15 protein-coding genes are annotated in these 16,344 nt (G+C 48.0%); 2 read left to right on the top strand and 13 right to left on the bottom strand.

The window, feature by feature from the left end; genetic code table 11:
* Positions 1-294: 294 nt before the first annotated feature.
* The 13 genes from Q5076_RS09700 to trpB form a co-directional block, all read right to left on the bottom strand.
* On the bottom strand, positions 295-942 hold the full coding sequence (locus tag Q5076_RS09700; protein WP_303012781.1) for a DapH/DapD/GlmU-related protein: 648 nt from the start codon (positions 940-942) through the stop codon (positions 295-297).
* Positions 894-1,838 (bottom strand): glycosyltransferase family 2 protein, encoded by a 945-nt coding sequence (locus Q5076_RS09705; RefSeq protein WP_303012783.1) that lies wholly within the window; start codon positions 1,836-1,838, stop codon positions 894-896. The genes Q5076_RS09700 and Q5076_RS09705 overlap by 49 nt, the downstream gene beginning before the upstream one ends.
* Positions 1,839-1,850: 12 nt before the next feature.
* Complete coding sequence (locus tag Q5076_RS09710; RefSeq protein ID WP_303012784.1) at positions 1,851-3,017, bottom strand: sugar transferase; 1,167 nt, start codon at positions 3,015-3,017, stop codon at positions 1,851-1,853.
* Positions 3,018-3,032: 15 nt separating this feature from the next.
* Complete coding sequence (locus Q5076_RS09715; protein WP_303012786.1) at positions 3,033-3,398, bottom strand: PleD family two-component system response regulator; 366 nt, start codon at positions 3,396-3,398, stop codon at positions 3,033-3,035.
* A 208-nt stretch (positions 3,399-3,606) separates the two neighbouring features.
* The gene (locus Q5076_RS09720; RefSeq protein ID WP_303012787.1) at positions 3,607-5,985 is read right to left on the bottom strand and encodes an LruC domain-containing protein; all 2,379 of its coding nucleotides are present in this window, start codon (positions 5,983-5,985) and stop codon (positions 3,607-3,609) included.
* A 358-nt stretch (positions 5,986-6,343) separates the two neighbouring features.
* A complete protein-coding gene (locus tag Q5076_RS09725; protein ID WP_303012788.1) occupies positions 6,344-7,384 on the bottom strand; it encodes an asparaginase in 1,041 nt (346 codons plus the stop codon).
* A gap of 505 nt (positions 7,385-7,889) precedes the next feature.
* Positions 7,890-8,663 carry a tryptophan synthase subunit alpha gene (gene trpA, locus Q5076_RS09730; RefSeq protein ID WP_303012789.1) on the bottom strand — a complete coding sequence of 258 codons (774 nt, stop codon included), beginning with the start codon at positions 8,661-8,663 and terminating at the stop codon, positions 7,890-7,892.
* Positions 8,664-8,685: 22 nt separating this feature from the next.
* Positions 8,686-9,306 carry a phosphoribosylanthranilate isomerase gene (locus Q5076_RS09735; protein ID WP_303012791.1) on the bottom strand — a complete coding sequence of 207 codons (621 nt, stop codon included), beginning with the start codon at positions 9,304-9,306 and terminating at the stop codon, positions 8,686-8,688.
* A 34-nt stretch (positions 9,307-9,340) separates the two neighbouring features.
* Entirely contained in the window at positions 9,341-10,123 is a 783-nt protein-coding gene (gene trpC / locus Q5076_RS09740; protein WP_303012792.1) for an indole-3-glycerol phosphate synthase TrpC, read from the bottom strand.
* 100 nt (positions 10,124-10,223) lie between these two features.
* Positions 10,224-11,219, bottom strand: a complete 996-nt coding sequence (gene trpD, locus Q5076_RS09745) for an anthranilate phosphoribosyltransferase (RefSeq protein ID WP_303012793.1) — start codon at positions 11,217-11,219, stop codon at positions 10,224-10,226.
* Between the two features lie 4 nt (positions 11,220-11,223).
* Complete coding sequence (locus Q5076_RS09750) at positions 11,224-11,790, bottom strand: aminodeoxychorismate/anthranilate synthase component II (protein ID WP_303012795.1); 567 nt, start codon at positions 11,788-11,790, stop codon at positions 11,224-11,226.
* 117 nt (positions 11,791-11,907) lie between these two features.
* Entirely contained in the window at positions 11,908-13,314 is a 1,407-nt protein-coding gene (locus Q5076_RS09755) for an anthranilate synthase component I family protein (protein ID WP_303012796.1), read from the bottom strand.
* Between the two features lie 37 nt (positions 13,315-13,351).
* Positions 13,352-14,539, bottom strand: a complete 1,188-nt coding sequence (trpB, locus tag Q5076_RS09760) for a tryptophan synthase subunit beta (protein WP_303012797.1) — start codon at positions 14,537-14,539, stop codon at positions 13,352-13,354.
* 357 nt (positions 14,540-14,896) lie between these two features.
* Here trpB and Q5076_RS09765 point away from each other — a divergent pair, with 357 nt between their 5' ends.
* The gene (locus tag Q5076_RS09765) at positions 14,897-15,037 is read left to right on the top strand and encodes a hypothetical protein (RefSeq protein WP_303012799.1); all 141 of its coding nucleotides are present in this window, start codon (positions 14,897-14,899) and stop codon (positions 15,035-15,037) included.
* A 79-nt stretch (positions 15,038-15,116) separates the two neighbouring features.
* On the top strand, positions 15,117-16,262 hold the full coding sequence (locus Q5076_RS09770; RefSeq protein ID WP_303012800.1) for an iron-containing alcohol dehydrogenase: 1,146 nt from the start codon (positions 15,117-15,119) through the stop codon (positions 16,260-16,262).
* The last annotated feature ends 82 nt before the right edge of the window (positions 16,263-16,344 follow it).

Raw genomic sequence — 16,344 nt, forward strand, 5'->3', positions numbered from 1 at the left:
TATTTTGGAGACGTTCGGTAAATGCGGTATTGGGGGATTCATTGGACGGGAACATCCGGAACATTCCGCATATCCGGGATTTAAACATTAAAAGATGATATCGACATTGAAGGAATGATATGAAAAAACAAAATCCCGACGAAATCGCTTCGGCGGGACCCTATTTCATTTTTACTTAAATGTGGCTACGTAATAAAATTATGACTAATTAATTCAATTCTGATATTGCAAAGATAGCGGGTTTCGGTGTGTGTTACAATCACCTTTATAAGGTATATTGTATCGTTATTCTCATTATTTATGGTTACCGGGAGATGATTTTCCCGTTTTTTCCCACTTTTTTGTTTCAAAATTATAGGTTTTAATGACTTTTGCGGGACATCCGGCACATACGGAATAAGGAGGGACCGGATGGCTGACTATGCTTCCGGCAGCCACGACGCAGTGTTTTCCCAAAGTCACTCCGGGGAGAATGACCGAATTGGCCCCGACCCACACATCCTCTTCTATTGTGACAGGTTCCGTACTGATTCCCTGTTCGTCAATCCTCTTCTCCGTATCCAGATAATTATGGTTGAGTCCCGTCACAGTTACATTCTGCGCCAGATTCACGTGGTCGCCGATATAGACCGGGCCTATAATCGTATTTCTTAATCCGATGCGGGTATAATTTCCGATAATCAAGTCGCCTACCGCGTTGTTGAGGCAGGAAAAATCCTCGACAACGGAATATTTTCCTAAAGAGAAACGGTTGAAAGGAGGGAGGTCTTTGCGTACGCTCCGATAAATGACAGCCCCCTTTCCGCGTTTCAGATATGCGAAACCGAACAGGCGTATCCACCAGTTGGGCCGGGTTTTGACAGGATGCATGACAAAGCGGTGAATAAACCGCTTTAAGCCGGCATTTCTTTTGATTTGTTGCTTGAATGTCTTTTTCTCCATATTGAATGTTTTTTCCCTTTCTCCTTTACGAGATAATCCGGAATCGCCAGGCTGTATGTGATTAGTAAGCCGAGAAGCATGAGCCACCAACCGAAAGACAGGGTCCAGTCATATATTGTGATTGATAATGTCCATAAAACAGTGAAGGAGCACATCTTTAACGGAGAAGGTATCAGCTCTTGTACAATCCGGTTGCAAAAACTCCAGTCCCTTCCTAAGAAAGAAGGGAGCAAATAAGAAACCGTTTTCCCGGTCCGTTTCCGGTAGGAAGGCAAGGGAAAAGACCGGCAATATACAATGGCGTCGGGCAGATAGCCGATATATATGTTCTTCCGGAATAATTTCCGCTCGATATTGGTTCTGGAACTTTTCAGGTTATCTTGCAGCCATTTTAAGTCAATAGCCATATTAGTCCCGGCAAGCTGGGACGACAATCCGATTTGCGTGTTTCCCGCCCTGAAAAGGCTGTTTTTGATTTCCTCGCATATCGTACGGAGACGGTTTTGAATCCCCTGCCGGTTCTCAATGACGGTATGCAGTTGGACAGCTTGTATTCCGGCGTCATAAACATCATTGATTTTGTCAAGGAGCCGGGGAGACAGGGAAGCGGCAGTGCCGGATAACAGCAAGACCAAGCTGTAATGCTCCCTGTCCACTCCATTAACGGCCTGATATAAGTCCCGGTACGTGATAAATTCATAAGGCTCTTCCCGGTATCTTGCGGGAAGCGGGCTGTTTTCCGGGACAAGGATGGCACACCGGTATTTCCGTGTGCTTTCAGGATAGGAGATACGTTTTAAATGCGAAGCGATTGCCAGAATAAAAAGGTACAACAGCAACAAGGCCGTGCAAAGGAACATCAAATCATCTGTTATGTAAATGTAGCGGCTTATCATTCGTAAGAAGAGTTATACGTTCTCTTTTTGAATAAATGCAGTGACAGTTCTCAGGATGATTTTGATATCCAGCCAGAAAGAAAAGCTTTTTGCATATTTAATGTCCAGTTGCTTGCGTTCTTCCGCCGACAGCTTGCCGGCCTCGCCCCTTTTCTCCACTTGCCACAAGCCGGTCAGCCCTGCCGGTCCCATAAAACGGTCTATATGTTCGTCGCTGGTCAGCAGTTCCGCCTCGTAGAGCGGGAGAGGGCGGTTGCCTACGATAGACATGTCCCCTTTTAAAATATTGATAAGTTGCGGTAGCTCGTCGATGCTGTATTTACGGATAAAACGCCCGACTTTCGTTATTCTTGGGTCATTTTCCAGCTTGACGAAAGCATTGTTTATTTCTTTGGACTTTTTGTGGATATACTCCTCCTCGGAAATGACGAAATCATCGGATATCAAGAGGATTTCTTCTTCATTCCCCTCCTGGAGATTGCCGGTGTACGGTTCCTCTCCCCAAATATCTTCTTCTTTCTCCTCTTCCTGCTGGTATTGATTGAGAGTGTTGAACTCCTTGAGATGCTTGTCGGCACCGGTGTACATGGAACGGAACTTGAGAAAATCAAAAATCCGGTAATTGCTCCCTACGCGCTTGGACTTGTAAATGATAGGCCCTTTACTCTCCAGGCGGATAGCTATCGCCGTGAATATCAGAAGCGGAGAAAGGAACAACAATGCCATTCCCGAAAAAAGGATATCGAACGTCCTTTTCCATAAAGGCAGATGAAAAGCTTTTATATTTTGCGTCTTTAACTGAAACGCCTGTATTTTCTGTTCCTTTCTGTGTGTGAGGAAAGTCGATAAGGCGTTCAGGGACTCCCGGGTAGTTTCGTATTTAATGGTATTGTTAATGCCCGCTTTAAGATATTCCGCCGCTTCTTCCTTGGACAGGGAATCGATGACTAATACCATGTACAGCCACGGGTATTTTTTACGCATATAGCGGATATCCACAATGTCTTTCGACAAGTCCGACTGTTCGAAAAATAAAGCTATGTCGTATTTTTCCCGTATTTTATCCAATGCCTTAATCGCTTTGCTGCAATTGGATGCCGTATAAAATATCCCTGTGCTGATTTTGGAGAATAGATTTATGGTTTTGCTATTCTTGCCTATATAAACAAAATATTGCATGCAAAAGGCTGGGTATTAGTCGATGATTTTTTTGATTCGGACTTTCAGTTCCAAAGGGTTGAAGGGTTTTAGGATATAGTCTGCCGCTCCCACTTCCAATAATCTGATTCTTTCGGTCGTACTCTCCTCGCTGGATAATATGACAATGGGGATAGATTTGAACAATTCGTTGTCTTTCATATATTTCAGAAATTCGTCGCCTGTCATTAATGGCATGCGGATATCTGAAATGATAAGGTCGGGAATGTTTCCTTCATTAAGCCATTCTATCGCTTTGATGGGGTCTTCCAAATAGGTGAAATCATATTCTTTGCCTAAATATATACCCGCAACTTTTCCGATTGTCGCTTTATCATCGACCAACAGTATTTTCTTCTTCATATTAGAGACCTTTCTATCTATCGCTTGCTTTGTTATTTTACAGATTTGGGTAATCTGCCGCAGATTATTTGTGACAGTGTGCAAATATAGATATTATTTTAGAATAATCTTTTAATCAGGGAAAGTAAAATTCATGATACACATGCATTTTATCCGGCGAATCCCCCTTTCTGCCATATTCCGATGAGGCATTTCCGGCAAATCTCGGTTATTGCCCGTATGTTTTGGACACATCGGATGTTTGCCACCATTCTTTGTTTTCCAGGCCGCCGCTGGTTACCCAACCGGCGAACAACGGATAAGCGCTCTTGATATTTACATATTCCAGAGGCCATTTGAAATCGGCGGGAACCATGATTCCCCATGCCAGGTTGTCTTTACTGATATAATATTTCTTGTCGGAGAGAGAACTGTTGTCATTGTTTCCGCCGAATAATCCCGTGTTTGCCAGCCGGGTCGGTTGGTAACCGGCAATGTGAATCTCTCTGCGGTTGTCCCTGTTGCCTTCCACGAAGATAAAGACGTTCAGTTTGCCGATATTCAATTCGTCGGGTGAAACCGGATTGCCGAATTTTACCGTAAAACTGATGCGTTTAGGAGCGATGTTTCCTGAATGGCCGGCAACCGTGTTGATTTGTTCGTACCGGTCGCTTTCCAGTGCCTTGTGCGCATCGTCAAATAACGGGATAACGGCATAATCCTGCCCGTTCTCAATCCTGTTCTCATTCAGGTTGAAGTTCGGGATAAGAGAGTCGTCCCCGAATTCTACCGGTTGGGTGATTGCGCTGGCGGGCACGCCGTCCAGCATGACGGCGGCCCCGATTCTTTGGGTAGCCCCCGTGGCGGCCAGTTCGATGTCCAGTTTGAATTCCTCCGCCTTATTGTCTTTATTAAGGGCAATCCTCCTCTCCCTGATTATCAGAACCGCGTCATTCATGTCGTAATCCCCGTATAGCGGCCATTGGTCCTCGAATAAGTAGGCGTAATTGCGGGTATCGTCCATTATTATCGGATATTGGGGCTCTTCCGGTTTTTCTCCCTCATTTCCTTCATTCTTATTGCCTGTACAAACTTCGATAACCACTTTGGAGTTTCCGATTTTTGTGATGTAAGCGCCGTTCCGTACCGTAAAATTGGGCCACCACTGGTTTTTGGAAACATGGTTGTCCGACTCGACTGCCAGATTGCCGTCATACGTAAATCCTTGTCCCTTTATGGCCGGAGATTTAATCATGGAAGCATTGGAGCCTGTTCCATGGAAATCAGTGCCCGACAAGTCGATTTCCGCAGTAGCTTCCAGCATCGACCCCCTGTCCAGGTTGAACGTCCCGTTTACAAATTTCATCCGGGATGATTTGAGATAACCCTGGATAAAGTTGAATGTGACTCCGTTTGCATAAAAAGTTCCGGTCGCTTCCATGCTGCACGTATTGTTGACAATCGTATTCGTAAGGCTGACAGTCTCGAACCCGATTATACCGTTGTTGGTGATAACGGCTTTAGAGTTTGCCTCCATCCGTCTGCCGTATATTTCTCCGTTGTTTTCCAGTGAGAAACCGGAAGGTAGCCGGAGCTCTTCTTCCACCTCCATCCGGTTATCGTTCACAATCTGCGTGTCGGAGTTGATTGTAATGCCTTTACAGGTGACGGTTCCTTTGTTATATAAAGTCGCGCCGGAGTATAAAGTTATCCTGTTAGCTGCCAGGACGCCCCAATTCCTTATCGCCGCCGGTTTCCCGTCTGTGAATGAAACCTCCTCCGCCTTGACGCTTCCTTTGTCCATAACAGTCAGCATGGAATTTCCGATGAAAAACATTCCTTCCGGCGCTTCGATTCCGGCATGGTCCATAACAATGATTTCGATTCCGTTCTGCAACCGCAATGTTTCCGGAATGCTCCATTGGGCGTCAACGTAGACCCTGGTCTTGACCCCGCCTTCGTATCCGTGGAATTTTAATGTACCGTTATAATCGGAAGTGATTTTGTAAGATGCGCCTTCCTGCAAATAACTCCCTTGCATTTCCGCGAGCTCTTGGGCGTCGTCTGGTATGGAAGCATAATCCGGTTTTTCGAATGAGTTTCTTTTGCCCGCGGCGGCGCTGCCCGTTGAAAACCTGTTCTGCGTTGCAGGTTCCCGGTAATAAAGCCTGCAAGTGAAATTATCGTTGTCTTCGGGCACGTCGAACATATAAACCTCCATGCGTCCCCTGCAGTCCGTTTGTTTGACGTAGATTCCCTTCTGGTCCGGGAGTAAGGCGACGGATGCCGTAACCTTGAAATTATTCTCTTTATTGGCAGTCCTGACAGCCAGTGCGGATGCGTTTTCGTCCGCCAGAGGGTCTTCTGTGTAGATTCCTATTATATAAGGATACAATCCTCCTTCTTCATCTTTCACTTCGATTGTCACATTTTTTGTCGTTATCGTGCTCCAGCCGAAACCGTCGGGGGCGGCAAATCCGTCTCCCATCGGATTGGGTGTTTTATATGACGGATTATACAAATCCTTTTCCGAATCGACGCAACCGAATAAAATGCCTCCTGTTGCCGCTATGAGTATCAGCAGGAAGTGAATGGCTTTTTTCATCATAAGCAATAATTGTCTGATTGTTTGTTATTAATGTCCCATACAAAAATAACGGTATATTTCATATAAAGTTTACACTTCCGGCTCTTTTGCGCGGGAAAAACGGCGGAACTTCCTCTTTGGTATTATTTCCGTGCCGATATGGAAATTTCCGGATAACTCCTGACCGTTACTTGCAGTTCCGGAACGGAGGATTTGAAATCACCCTTGTTCCCTGGCAGGAAAAACGATAATGCCGCGTTTATTTCCTTATAACCTTGCAGGCTGTAAGTTTTAAAACCGGGGAGCCGGCTGGGGGGGGAGGGAGACATGCCCCTGGTCCGGCAAATCTTTTAAGGCGTATAATCTTTTAGAATCAATTTCAAGGCTTGGTGATTTCCCCAATCAGGCATGAGTTCATTTTGTGCCGGATGTCTTCATTGGACAATCCGTGCCCTAACAGGAACATCAGTTTTGTGATGGCGCATTCGGGAGTGCTGTCATATCCGCTGATGACACCCGCTTCCAGAAGATGCATCCCGGTTTCGTAACGCCCCATTTCTACCGCGCCGGAAGCACATTGGGTAATATTGACGATGATGATTCCCCGTTCCGTAGCTTCTTTCAATTGGCGGATAAACCATTCCTTCTGCGGTGCGTTTCCCGAACCGAAAGTTTTCATGACAACCGCTTTCAAGCCGGGAACATGGAGAAGGGAAGCCACGATGCTTTCCTGAATGCCCGGAAAGAGAGTCAGGATAACCACGTTGGTGTCGAATAAATAATGCGGTTTCAACGGTTTGCCCGGTTCGGGCCTGCGAATCAGGTTCGGCTCGTATTTGATATGGATGCCGACATGCGCCAGCGGCGGATAGTTGAACGAACGGAAAGCGTTGAAATTCTCGGCATTGATTTTAGTGGTACGGTTGCCGCGCATCAGATGGTTTTCGAAGAAAATGCAGACCTCCGGCACCACAGCCGTCCCGTCCGGATTTTTGGCGGCAGCGATTTCGATGGCCGTAATGAGATTTTCTTTCCCGTCCGTACGCAGAGTACCGATAGGAAGTTGGGAACCGGTAAGGATGACGGGCTTGCCAAGATTCTCAAGCATAAAGCTGAGGGCGGAAGCGGTGTACGCCATCGTATCTGTCCCGTGGAGAATCACGAAACCGTCAAATTGTTCGTAGTTGTCACTGATGATTCTGACAAGTTTCGCCCAATAGGCAGGTTCCATATCCGAAGAGTCGAGAGGAGGGTCGAATGGATGGGAAGAAATGCGGTAATTGAATTTTTTAAGTTCGGGAACATGTTTAAGCAGATGGTCGAAATTAAAGTTTTCCAATGCACCGGTTTCCGGGTTTTCTATCATTCCGATAGTTCCACCCGTGTAGATTAACAGAATGGAAGGGGTTTCTACGCTCATAATTGTTGAATTACTGTTAAAACGCTGACAAAGATATAGATTAATTGCGGATTATGAACAGTAAATGATGAATTTGTTCATTGTTTACCCCAAAATGTTATAAATATGAATATTTATGCGAGTATAGGCAATGGATTGAAAGGAAAAAGAAAGAAAACAGGCGGGAGACGTTTAAGGTTCCGCCGTTCCGTAATTAATCCGGTCCCGGAGCTTTTTTCGGGTTTCCGTATCCGGAGATGAGGAGAAATGCGATGAAGAACAATCATGTTTTGGATAATATTCCGGGACAATATCCCGATGCGGTAATTCCCGGACAGTATTTGAGCAGTATGCCGGATTATGCCTTGAATTGTATTTTAAATGATGGAAACAGGGGGGCGGCAAGCATTGTTTTTAGCGTGCCGTTCCGCTGTTTCTGCAAATAATTTTGCTGCATCGGTCATCGGGGCAATCCTCCGGCGGGATTGCCCGATGACGAACGTGACGGATGCCTCCGTTCCACAGCCTACTGTTTCAATGCGTCTTTCAATTTGAGAATCGCTTTTTCAGGCTCTTTTTCCTCTTCCAGCAAAGTGACGAACCGGCTGCCTATAATGGCGCCCGAAGCATGTTCGCAGGCAGCCCGGTAAGTCGCCTTGTTGGAAATCCCGAATCCCACCATCAATGGGTTTTTCAAGTGCATATCTTCGATTTTCTTAAAGTACGCCCGCTTCTGTTCGTTGAAATTTTGTTGGGCGCCGGTGGTTGCCGCCGATGAAACCATGTAGATAAAGCCGTCCGTGTGAGCGTCAATCTCTCGTACACGTTCTTCGCTGGTTTCCGGAGTGATGAGCATGATTATTTTGATTCCGTAGCGTTCGGCAGGCAGCCGGTAACGCTCCAGATAATCCCGGAAAGGAAGGTCGGGGATGATAACGCCGTCAATTCCGCATTCTGCGCATTTGCGGCAGAAATTTTCAAATCCGAATTGCATAACCGGATTTAAGTATCCCATCAATATCAGCGGGATTTTCACATCTTGGCGGATGTCCCGCAATTGTTCGAATAGCAGTTTTAGAGACATGCCGTTACGTAAGGCCCGGGTAGCGGCGTTTTGAATGACAATGCCGTCCGCCATCGGGTCGCTGAAAGGGATGCCGATTTCAATCATATCGACGCCATGCTTCTCGAGGGCGCGGATTACGGCGGCGGTTCCGTCCAGAGTAGGAGCGCCGGCACAGAAATAAATGGAAAGCAAATCTTTTTTGTTGCTATTGAAAAGTCGGTTGATTCTGTTCATGATATTTAGAGTTTTGAATTTATCATTTTAGTGCATTTAAAAAAGTCCGGATTCGTTGCGGGTCCTTTTCTCCCGGTCGGGTTTCAAAACGGCTGTTCAAGTCGTAACCGGCGAGACACGGATGCCTGAACTCTTTTAGCGCGTTGGCGCTGTAAGGGTTGATTCCTCCGCTGAGAAAGAAAGGAAGATGCCCGTTGTAAATGTGCAGGATGTTCCAGTCGAATTGGTTGCCCGAACCGCCGTATTGTTCACATTTGGTATCGAACAGGAAAAAATCGCAATCCTTCTCGTAACTATATACGTTTATCAGGTCTTTCGGACGGGCGATGGAAAAAGCCTTGATGATTTTTATTCCTGTGGAGCGTAATGAACGGCAGTATTCCGGTGATTCGGTTCCGTGCAGTTGGATATAGTCCAGTCCGAAACGGTCGGCGTACATGCTGACCACCTGCTTGTTCTCATTTACGAAAACGCCGACGCGGCGGGCGCGGACAGGCAGATACGCCGGAAGTTCATAGACATAGCGCGGAGACTTGGGATAGAAGATAAATCCCAGCATGTCCACGTCTTGAAGCGATTCTACGTCCCGTATGTTTTCAGCTTCACGCATGCCGCATACTTTGATGGTTTTTCCGTTAATCATGATGCTGTCTGTTTTGGATAATCGGATTATTTCGTTATTTCATTGCCTGCAGGAAACTCTCCAAAGCCTTTCCCGGTTGCGGAGTTTTCATAAATGTCTCCCCGATTAGGAATCCCCGGAATCCGGCAGCCCGCAGGCGCTTTACGGTTTGAGGGTCGGAGATGCCGCTTTCGGACACCAATACGGCGTCTTGAGGCAACTGCCCCGCCAGCCGGAAAGAATTTTCCACGTCAGTGAAAAACGTTCCCAGATTGCGGTTGTTGATTCCCACCATGTCTGTTTTATCATTGATATAACCCAGTTCTTCAGCACTGTGAATCTCCAATAAGACTTCCAGGCCTAAATCATGCGCCTTCTCGGCAAGTTCCCGGCATTTTTCCGGTTTTAAGGCGGCGGCGATAAGGAGCACGGCGTCTGCTCCGATGATTCTGGCCTGATAAAGCTGGTACTCGTCAATGATGAAATCTTTCCTTAAAATAGGAATCCTCACTAAAGGCCGTGCGTTGCGGATATCTTTCAGGTTCCCTCCGAAAAAGCTCTCATCCGTGAGGATGGATAAGGCGGATGCGCCGGCAGCCGCATAAGAAGGGACGATTTCTTCCGGACACGCCTCTTGTTTTATCCACCCTTTGGACGGAGAACGCCGCTTGAATTCCGCGATGATTCCCGAAGCGGAAGAAACCAACGCCCGTTTCATGGAAAGGGAAGGCGGCATTCCGCCGATTCCTTCCTGTAGCTGTTCAATGGAAACCGATTGTTTTTGCCGGTCGATTTCAAATCTTTTGTTTGCTATAATCTCTGACAGTATATCTTTCATAATTCAATAAATAAACCGTTTTTCCCGTTGCAGGAGACGCCCGGCAAGCATATTCGTTAAAATCCTGTCCTCCGGCATACTCCCCGCATGAACGCGGAAACTAATTGTTAAGTTCGATAAATTTCTTGAGTGTGGCTAACGCCCGTCCGCTTTCCAAAGATTCCCTGGCGAGGGCGATACACTCTTCGATGCTTTTTTCCGGGCGGATGACGCGGATGGCAAAAGCAGAATTGATTACCACCACATTCTTTTGAGCTTCCGTAGCCGTGTTGTTCATGATGTTGTCGAAAATCACGGCTGCTTCTTCCGGCGTTTGCCCGCCGTCCAGTTCGACCTCTTTGCAGCGGGAGAAGCCTAGGCTTTCGGGGGTATAAATTTTCTCGCTTCCGCTGGTTGCCACTTTGAATTCGTCCGTCAGGGAAATCTCGTCATACCCGTCCAGGCTGTGGACCACGGCAAACCTGGTTTTGCTTTCCTGATACGTATAAGTGTAAAGGCGCAACAACGGGAGGTTGTAAACTCCCAAAAGCTGGTAAGCCGGCAGCGCGGGGTTCACCAGCGGACCGAGCATGTTGAAGAAAGTGCGTACGGCAAGTCCTTTACGGACAGGAGCCACCGCCTTTAATGCCGGGTTAAACAGAGGAGCGTGCAGATAAGCGAAATTGCATTTTTCCATGCTCCGGCGTAACCGGTCCGCATCGCTGGTAAACTTTACGCCGTGCTGCTCCATTACGTTACTGGCGCCGCTGACGGAAGTCGCTCCGTAATTTCCATGTTTCACAACCGGGAAACCTGCTCCTGCTACGGTGAAACAGGAAGCAGTGGATATGTTGAACGTGTTTTTCCCGTCGCCTCCGGTTCCCACGATGTCTATCGGGGCGAACTCGCTTAAATCGACCGGGATACGCATCTCCAGCAATGCGTCGCGGAAACCGCATAATTCCTCCACCGATATGTTGCGCATCAGGAAAACTGTAATAAGCGAAGCGACCTGTACGTCGTTGTATTTTCCTTGTGCGATATTTTGCAGGATGGCACGCGCCTCGTCGCGTCCCAGGTATTGGTGTTCGAAAAGCTTGTATAGAATCTGTTTCATAAATTTAATCGTTTAAAAAGTTCTGGATGATTTCTTTCCCTTGCGGGGTCAATACCGATTCGGGGTGGAACTGGATGCCGTGTACGTCGTAAGATTTGTGGCGCAACGCCATGATTTGCCCTTCCCGGCTTTCCGCCGTGATTTCCAGGCAATCCGGAAAACCCTCCCGGCTGACTACCCATGAATGATAGCGTCCCACGGGAATTTCTTTTCCCAACCCTTTGAACAGCTTGTCTTGCCGCAGGATGCTGACCGGAGTCTGTACGCCGTGATATACCTCTTTCAGGTTTTCCAGGCGCGCGCCGAAAGCTTCGCCGATTGCCTGGTGTCCCAGGCAAACGCCCAGGATGCTTTTGGTAGGCGCATATCTTTTTATGACAGGCAGCAACAACCCTGCCTCTTCCGGTATCCCCGGACCGGGAGATAAGATGATTTTGTCGAATTGTTCTACTTCGTCCAGTCCTATCCGGTCGTTCCGGACCACCTTTACGTCCGTCATTCCCAGTTCCTTTACTGCGTGCAGCAGGTTGTAAGTGAAGGAATCGTAATTATCTAAAAGCAATATTTTCATTTTATTCTTGTTGTAAGATTTATTATCCAATCGTTTTCCCGGTTTCCCGTTTGAGGAAATCAGCATGCGGCTCTGGGTTTATGCTCAACCGCCTGCGGATACCGTTGCTTCGAACGGTCAGTTTTTTAAGTTTACCGCCAAATCAATGGCCTTTTTCAAAGCCCCCAATTTGTTGTTTACCTCTTGCAGCTCGTACTCCTCCTGGCTGCGTGCCACAATTCCCCCTCCTGCCTGAAACCACAATTCATTGTTGCGGCTGACAAACGTACGGATGGTTATCGCCTGGTTTAATTCGCCGTTCAGCCCGATGAAACCGATACAGCCGCCGTAAGCTCCCCGGTTGTGGGGTTCGATTTCGCTGATTAGCTGCATGGCGCGCACTTTGGGAGCGCCGCTTAACGTTCCGGCAGGGAATGTGTCCACGAAAGTCTTTATCTTGTCCGCATTTTCGTTCAGCTCTCCGCTGACACGGCTTACCAAGTGGATGACATGGCTGTAATATTGCGGCTCCTTGTAGAAAACCACCCGTACGTCGTGGCAGTTGCGTGAAAGGTCGTTTCTTGCGAGGTCTACCAGCATCACATGTTCCGCATTCTCTTTGGGGTCTGCCAGCAGCGCTTCCGTCAGTTCACGGTCCTTCACGACATCACCGCTTCGGCGGGTAGTCCCTGCAATCGGGTCGATATAAGCGCGCTCGCCTTCGATTTTGCAGTGCGTCTCCGGCGAAGAACCGAAGATACGGTATCCTCCGAAATCGAAATAAAAAAGATAGGGAGAAGGATTGATGCTGCGGAGCGCCCGGTACACCTTGAAATCGTCTCCGGCGTATGGTTGGACGAATCTTCGGGAGAGGACGATTTGGAAAACGTCACCGCGCAGGCAGTGCGCTATGCCCTTGCGTACGTTGGCTTTATGCTCTTCGTCTGTGATGGGGCTGCTGACAGGGCCGGTCACGGAAAAATTGTAGGAAGCGTAGTTCCGGTTCTCGATGGCCGCCTCCAGTTCCGACAAAGCGCTTTCTTCTCCTTCCGCCAGCATCTCCACGAGAGTCAGCTCGTTCTTGAAGTGGTTGAAGACAATCACATATTTATATAGGATATACAGTAAATCCGGTGCGTCGTTCTGTTCGTCATGGCTTTCTTTGACGGGAATCTGTTCGAAATATTTCACGGCGTTGAAGGTCGTGTATCCGTAGAGCCCGCATACGTTTTTGTTCTCGCCGGCTACTTGAAACTGGCTGATAAAACGGTTCATCGCCTTTTCTACGGTGAATGCCTTCGTCAGTGGTTCTTCCGTGCGGCTGTTGTCCGGATAGGAGGCTGTGACGATACCGCTGTTGACGCCGATGCTCGCCAGCGGGCAAAGGGCGATAAATGAGAGGGAGTTCTCTCCGGCGTGATAGTCGGAACTCTCCATCAATACGGATTGCGGGTACATGTCGCGAACCTTGAGGTAGATGCTGACCGGAGTATGCATGTCTCCTAGTACCTGCTTGCTGTGGGTGGTATAATTGAATGTTTTCATTTGGATTGCAGATTATGATATCGGGTGAATGATTTTCTTATCGTTTTTCGTAAAAGGATAAATAAGTTTCGATGTCCTTGTCGCCGCGTCCGGACACGGTCAGTACAACCACGTCTTCCGGCTTGAATTTCAGCTTCTTCAAAGCACCCAGCGCATGGGCGGATTCCAGCGCAGGGATGATGCCTTCTAATTTAGTCAGCTCATAAGCGGCCTCTATGGCTTCGTCGTCGTTTATCGCCAGGACGCGGGCCCGCTTCTGTGCGGCGAGGTTGGCGTGTATCGGGCCGATTCCCGGATAGTCCAGTCCGGCGGAGATAGAATAGGGCTCTTCAATCTGCCCGTCCTCATTCTGGATGACATACGTGCATGCCCCGTGGATAATTCCCGTTTTGCCGAGCTGTATGGTGGCGGCGGTCATGCCGGTTTCTATGCCTTTTCCTCCTGCTTCCGCCAGTACGATGTTCACCCGTTCGTCATTGATGTAATGGTAAATCGTTCCGGCGGCGTTGCTTCCTCCGCCTACGCAGGCTATCAGGCAGTCGGGATAGTCGCGCCCTTCTTTCTCCAGAAGTTGTTTTTTGATTTCCTCGCTGATGACGGATTGCAGGCGCGCCACCATGTCAGGATACGGATGGGGGCCTACGGTGGAACCGATGATGTAATAAGTATCGGACGGATGGCAGCACCAGTCCCGAATCGCCTCGTTGGTGGCGTCTTTCAGGGTCATGTTGCCCGAAGTGACGGGGACTACGGTAGCACCCAGCATTTTCATTTTCTCGACATTGATGTGCTGGCGTTCTACATCCGTCTTTCCCATGTAGACGATACATTCCATATTCATCAGCGCACATACGGTGGCGGTTGCCACGCCATGCTGTCCGGCACCGGTTTCGGCGATGATACGCTTTTTCCCCATGCGCCGTGCCAATAAAATCTGTCCCACGGTGTTGTTGATTTTATGGGCGCCCGTGTGGTTTAAGTCTTCCCGTTTCAGATACAGCTTGCAGCCGTATTTTTCCGAAAGGCGCTTTGCCGGGTAGAGCGGGGAAGGACGGCCTACGTAGTCGCGCAACAACTGTTCGAATTCTTTCTTGAAATCCTCACTTTCAATGACTTCGAGGTATTTGTCCTTCAATTCCTCTACGCATTTGTGGAGAATTTCCGGTATGTAAGCCCCTCCGAATTCTCCGTAATAGCCCTCTTCATCGACTAAAAAACTTTTCATATTCTTATCTGTATTTTATATTATTACTTGATTTTCCAAAAAACGGCAAATAAAAAAGCCCTGTCGCAAGTTGCGGCAGGGCTCTTTCAAATCTCTATATCTTTAATGAGGTATATACATACGAGCACTGGCTCCCTTACGACTGTCGGAGTTGTAACGGGCGCCACCACCAATATGTATTTACTAACATTGTTTTCATTGTCTTTTGTTATTTTATGGGGGGCAAATATAAACACTTTGTTTGAAATGGCAAACAAAATATTACTTTTTTTCTCTGCCTGCTTCATTTTTATGATATAGAACAATTTCATTCCTGCGCTGTTCTTATAAATATTGAATATTTAATCAAAAACAGTTATGAAACAGAGAAAAGTCCTGGTGGGTATCGCCATCGCCATTTTTATTATATTGTTGCTTTATTGGTTATTGGTAGCGGAGGATATGAAGCCGTGGCTGTCGGCCATGATACCTTCTTCCGTACTGCAATTTATCGCCTGATTCCGGCAGAGGTGTCGGAGATTTCATGTATATTTGCAGGGAATGTGAATAATAACCCCTTAATAACGTTGAACACGATATGGAAAATTTTACCTTTCAAAATCCCGTCAAACTGATTCTGGGACGCGGGACGATAGCCCGGCTGGCCGATGAGATTCCCGCCGGCAAACGTATCATGATTACTTTTGGCGGCGGAAGCGTAAAGCGGAACGGCGTGTATGAGCAGGTGAAAGAAGCTCTGAAAAATCATTATACCGTGGAATTCTGGGGCATCGAGCCCAATCCCGCTGTCGAAACTCTCCGCAAAGCGATTGCTTTGGGAAAAGAGGAAAAGATAGATTACCTGCTGGCTGTCGGCGGCGGTTCCGTAATTGACGGCACAAAACTGGTTTCCGCCGGACTTCTGTATGACGGTGATGCCTGGGACCTGGTGCTTGCCGGCCGTCCGGTCACTCGTACCGTACCTCTTTCCACCGTTCTGACTCTCCCCGCCACCGGTTCGGAGATGAATAACGGAGCGGTGATTTCCCGCCGTGAAACGAGAGAGAAGTATCCCTTTTATGCCAATTACCCGTTGTTCTCCATCCTCGACCCGGAGGTGACTTTTACTTTGCCTTCCCATCAGGTGGCTTGCGGGCTGGCGGATACGTTTGTGCATGTGATGGAGCAGTATATGACTGTTGCCGGACAAAGCCGTCTGATGGACCGTTGGGCGGAAGGCATTTTGCAGACCCTTGTGGAGATAGCTCCGGAAATCCGTAAGAACCAGCATGATTATCAGTTGATGGCGGATTTTATGCTTTCGGCTACGATGGCCTTGAACGGGTTTATCGCAATGGGGGTGTCGCAGGATTGGGCTACTCACATGATTGGGCATGAGCTGACCGCCCTGCACGGATTGACGCATGGGCATACCCTGGCGATTGTGCTGCCTGCCACGTTGCAGGTGCTCCGGGAGGCTAAAGGGGATAAGCTGCTGCAATACGGCGAGAGAGTATGGGGAATCGCTTCCGGTACCAGGGAAGAACGGATTGACGAAACGATTCGCCGTACCGAAGAATTCTTCCGTTCGCTGGGGCTGACAACCCGCTTGCATGAGGAGAACGTCGGTGAGGAAACAATTTTGGAAATCGAACGCCGTTTCAATGAACGGGGAGCCCGGTACGGGGAAAACGGAAACGTAACGGGAACTGTCGCCCGTAAGATACTGGAGACGGCTCTTTAGGAAAGGCGGAGGGGAGTGTGTCGAAACAAGGATGAACACTCCTTTCACATGTAATTTCGCAAGCATTTGGAACAGTTACAGA

It is taken from the genome of uncultured Bacteroides sp., assembly GCF_958445495.1.
Lineage (GTDB): Bacteria > Bacteroidota > Bacteroidia > Bacteroidales > Bacteroidaceae > Bacteroides.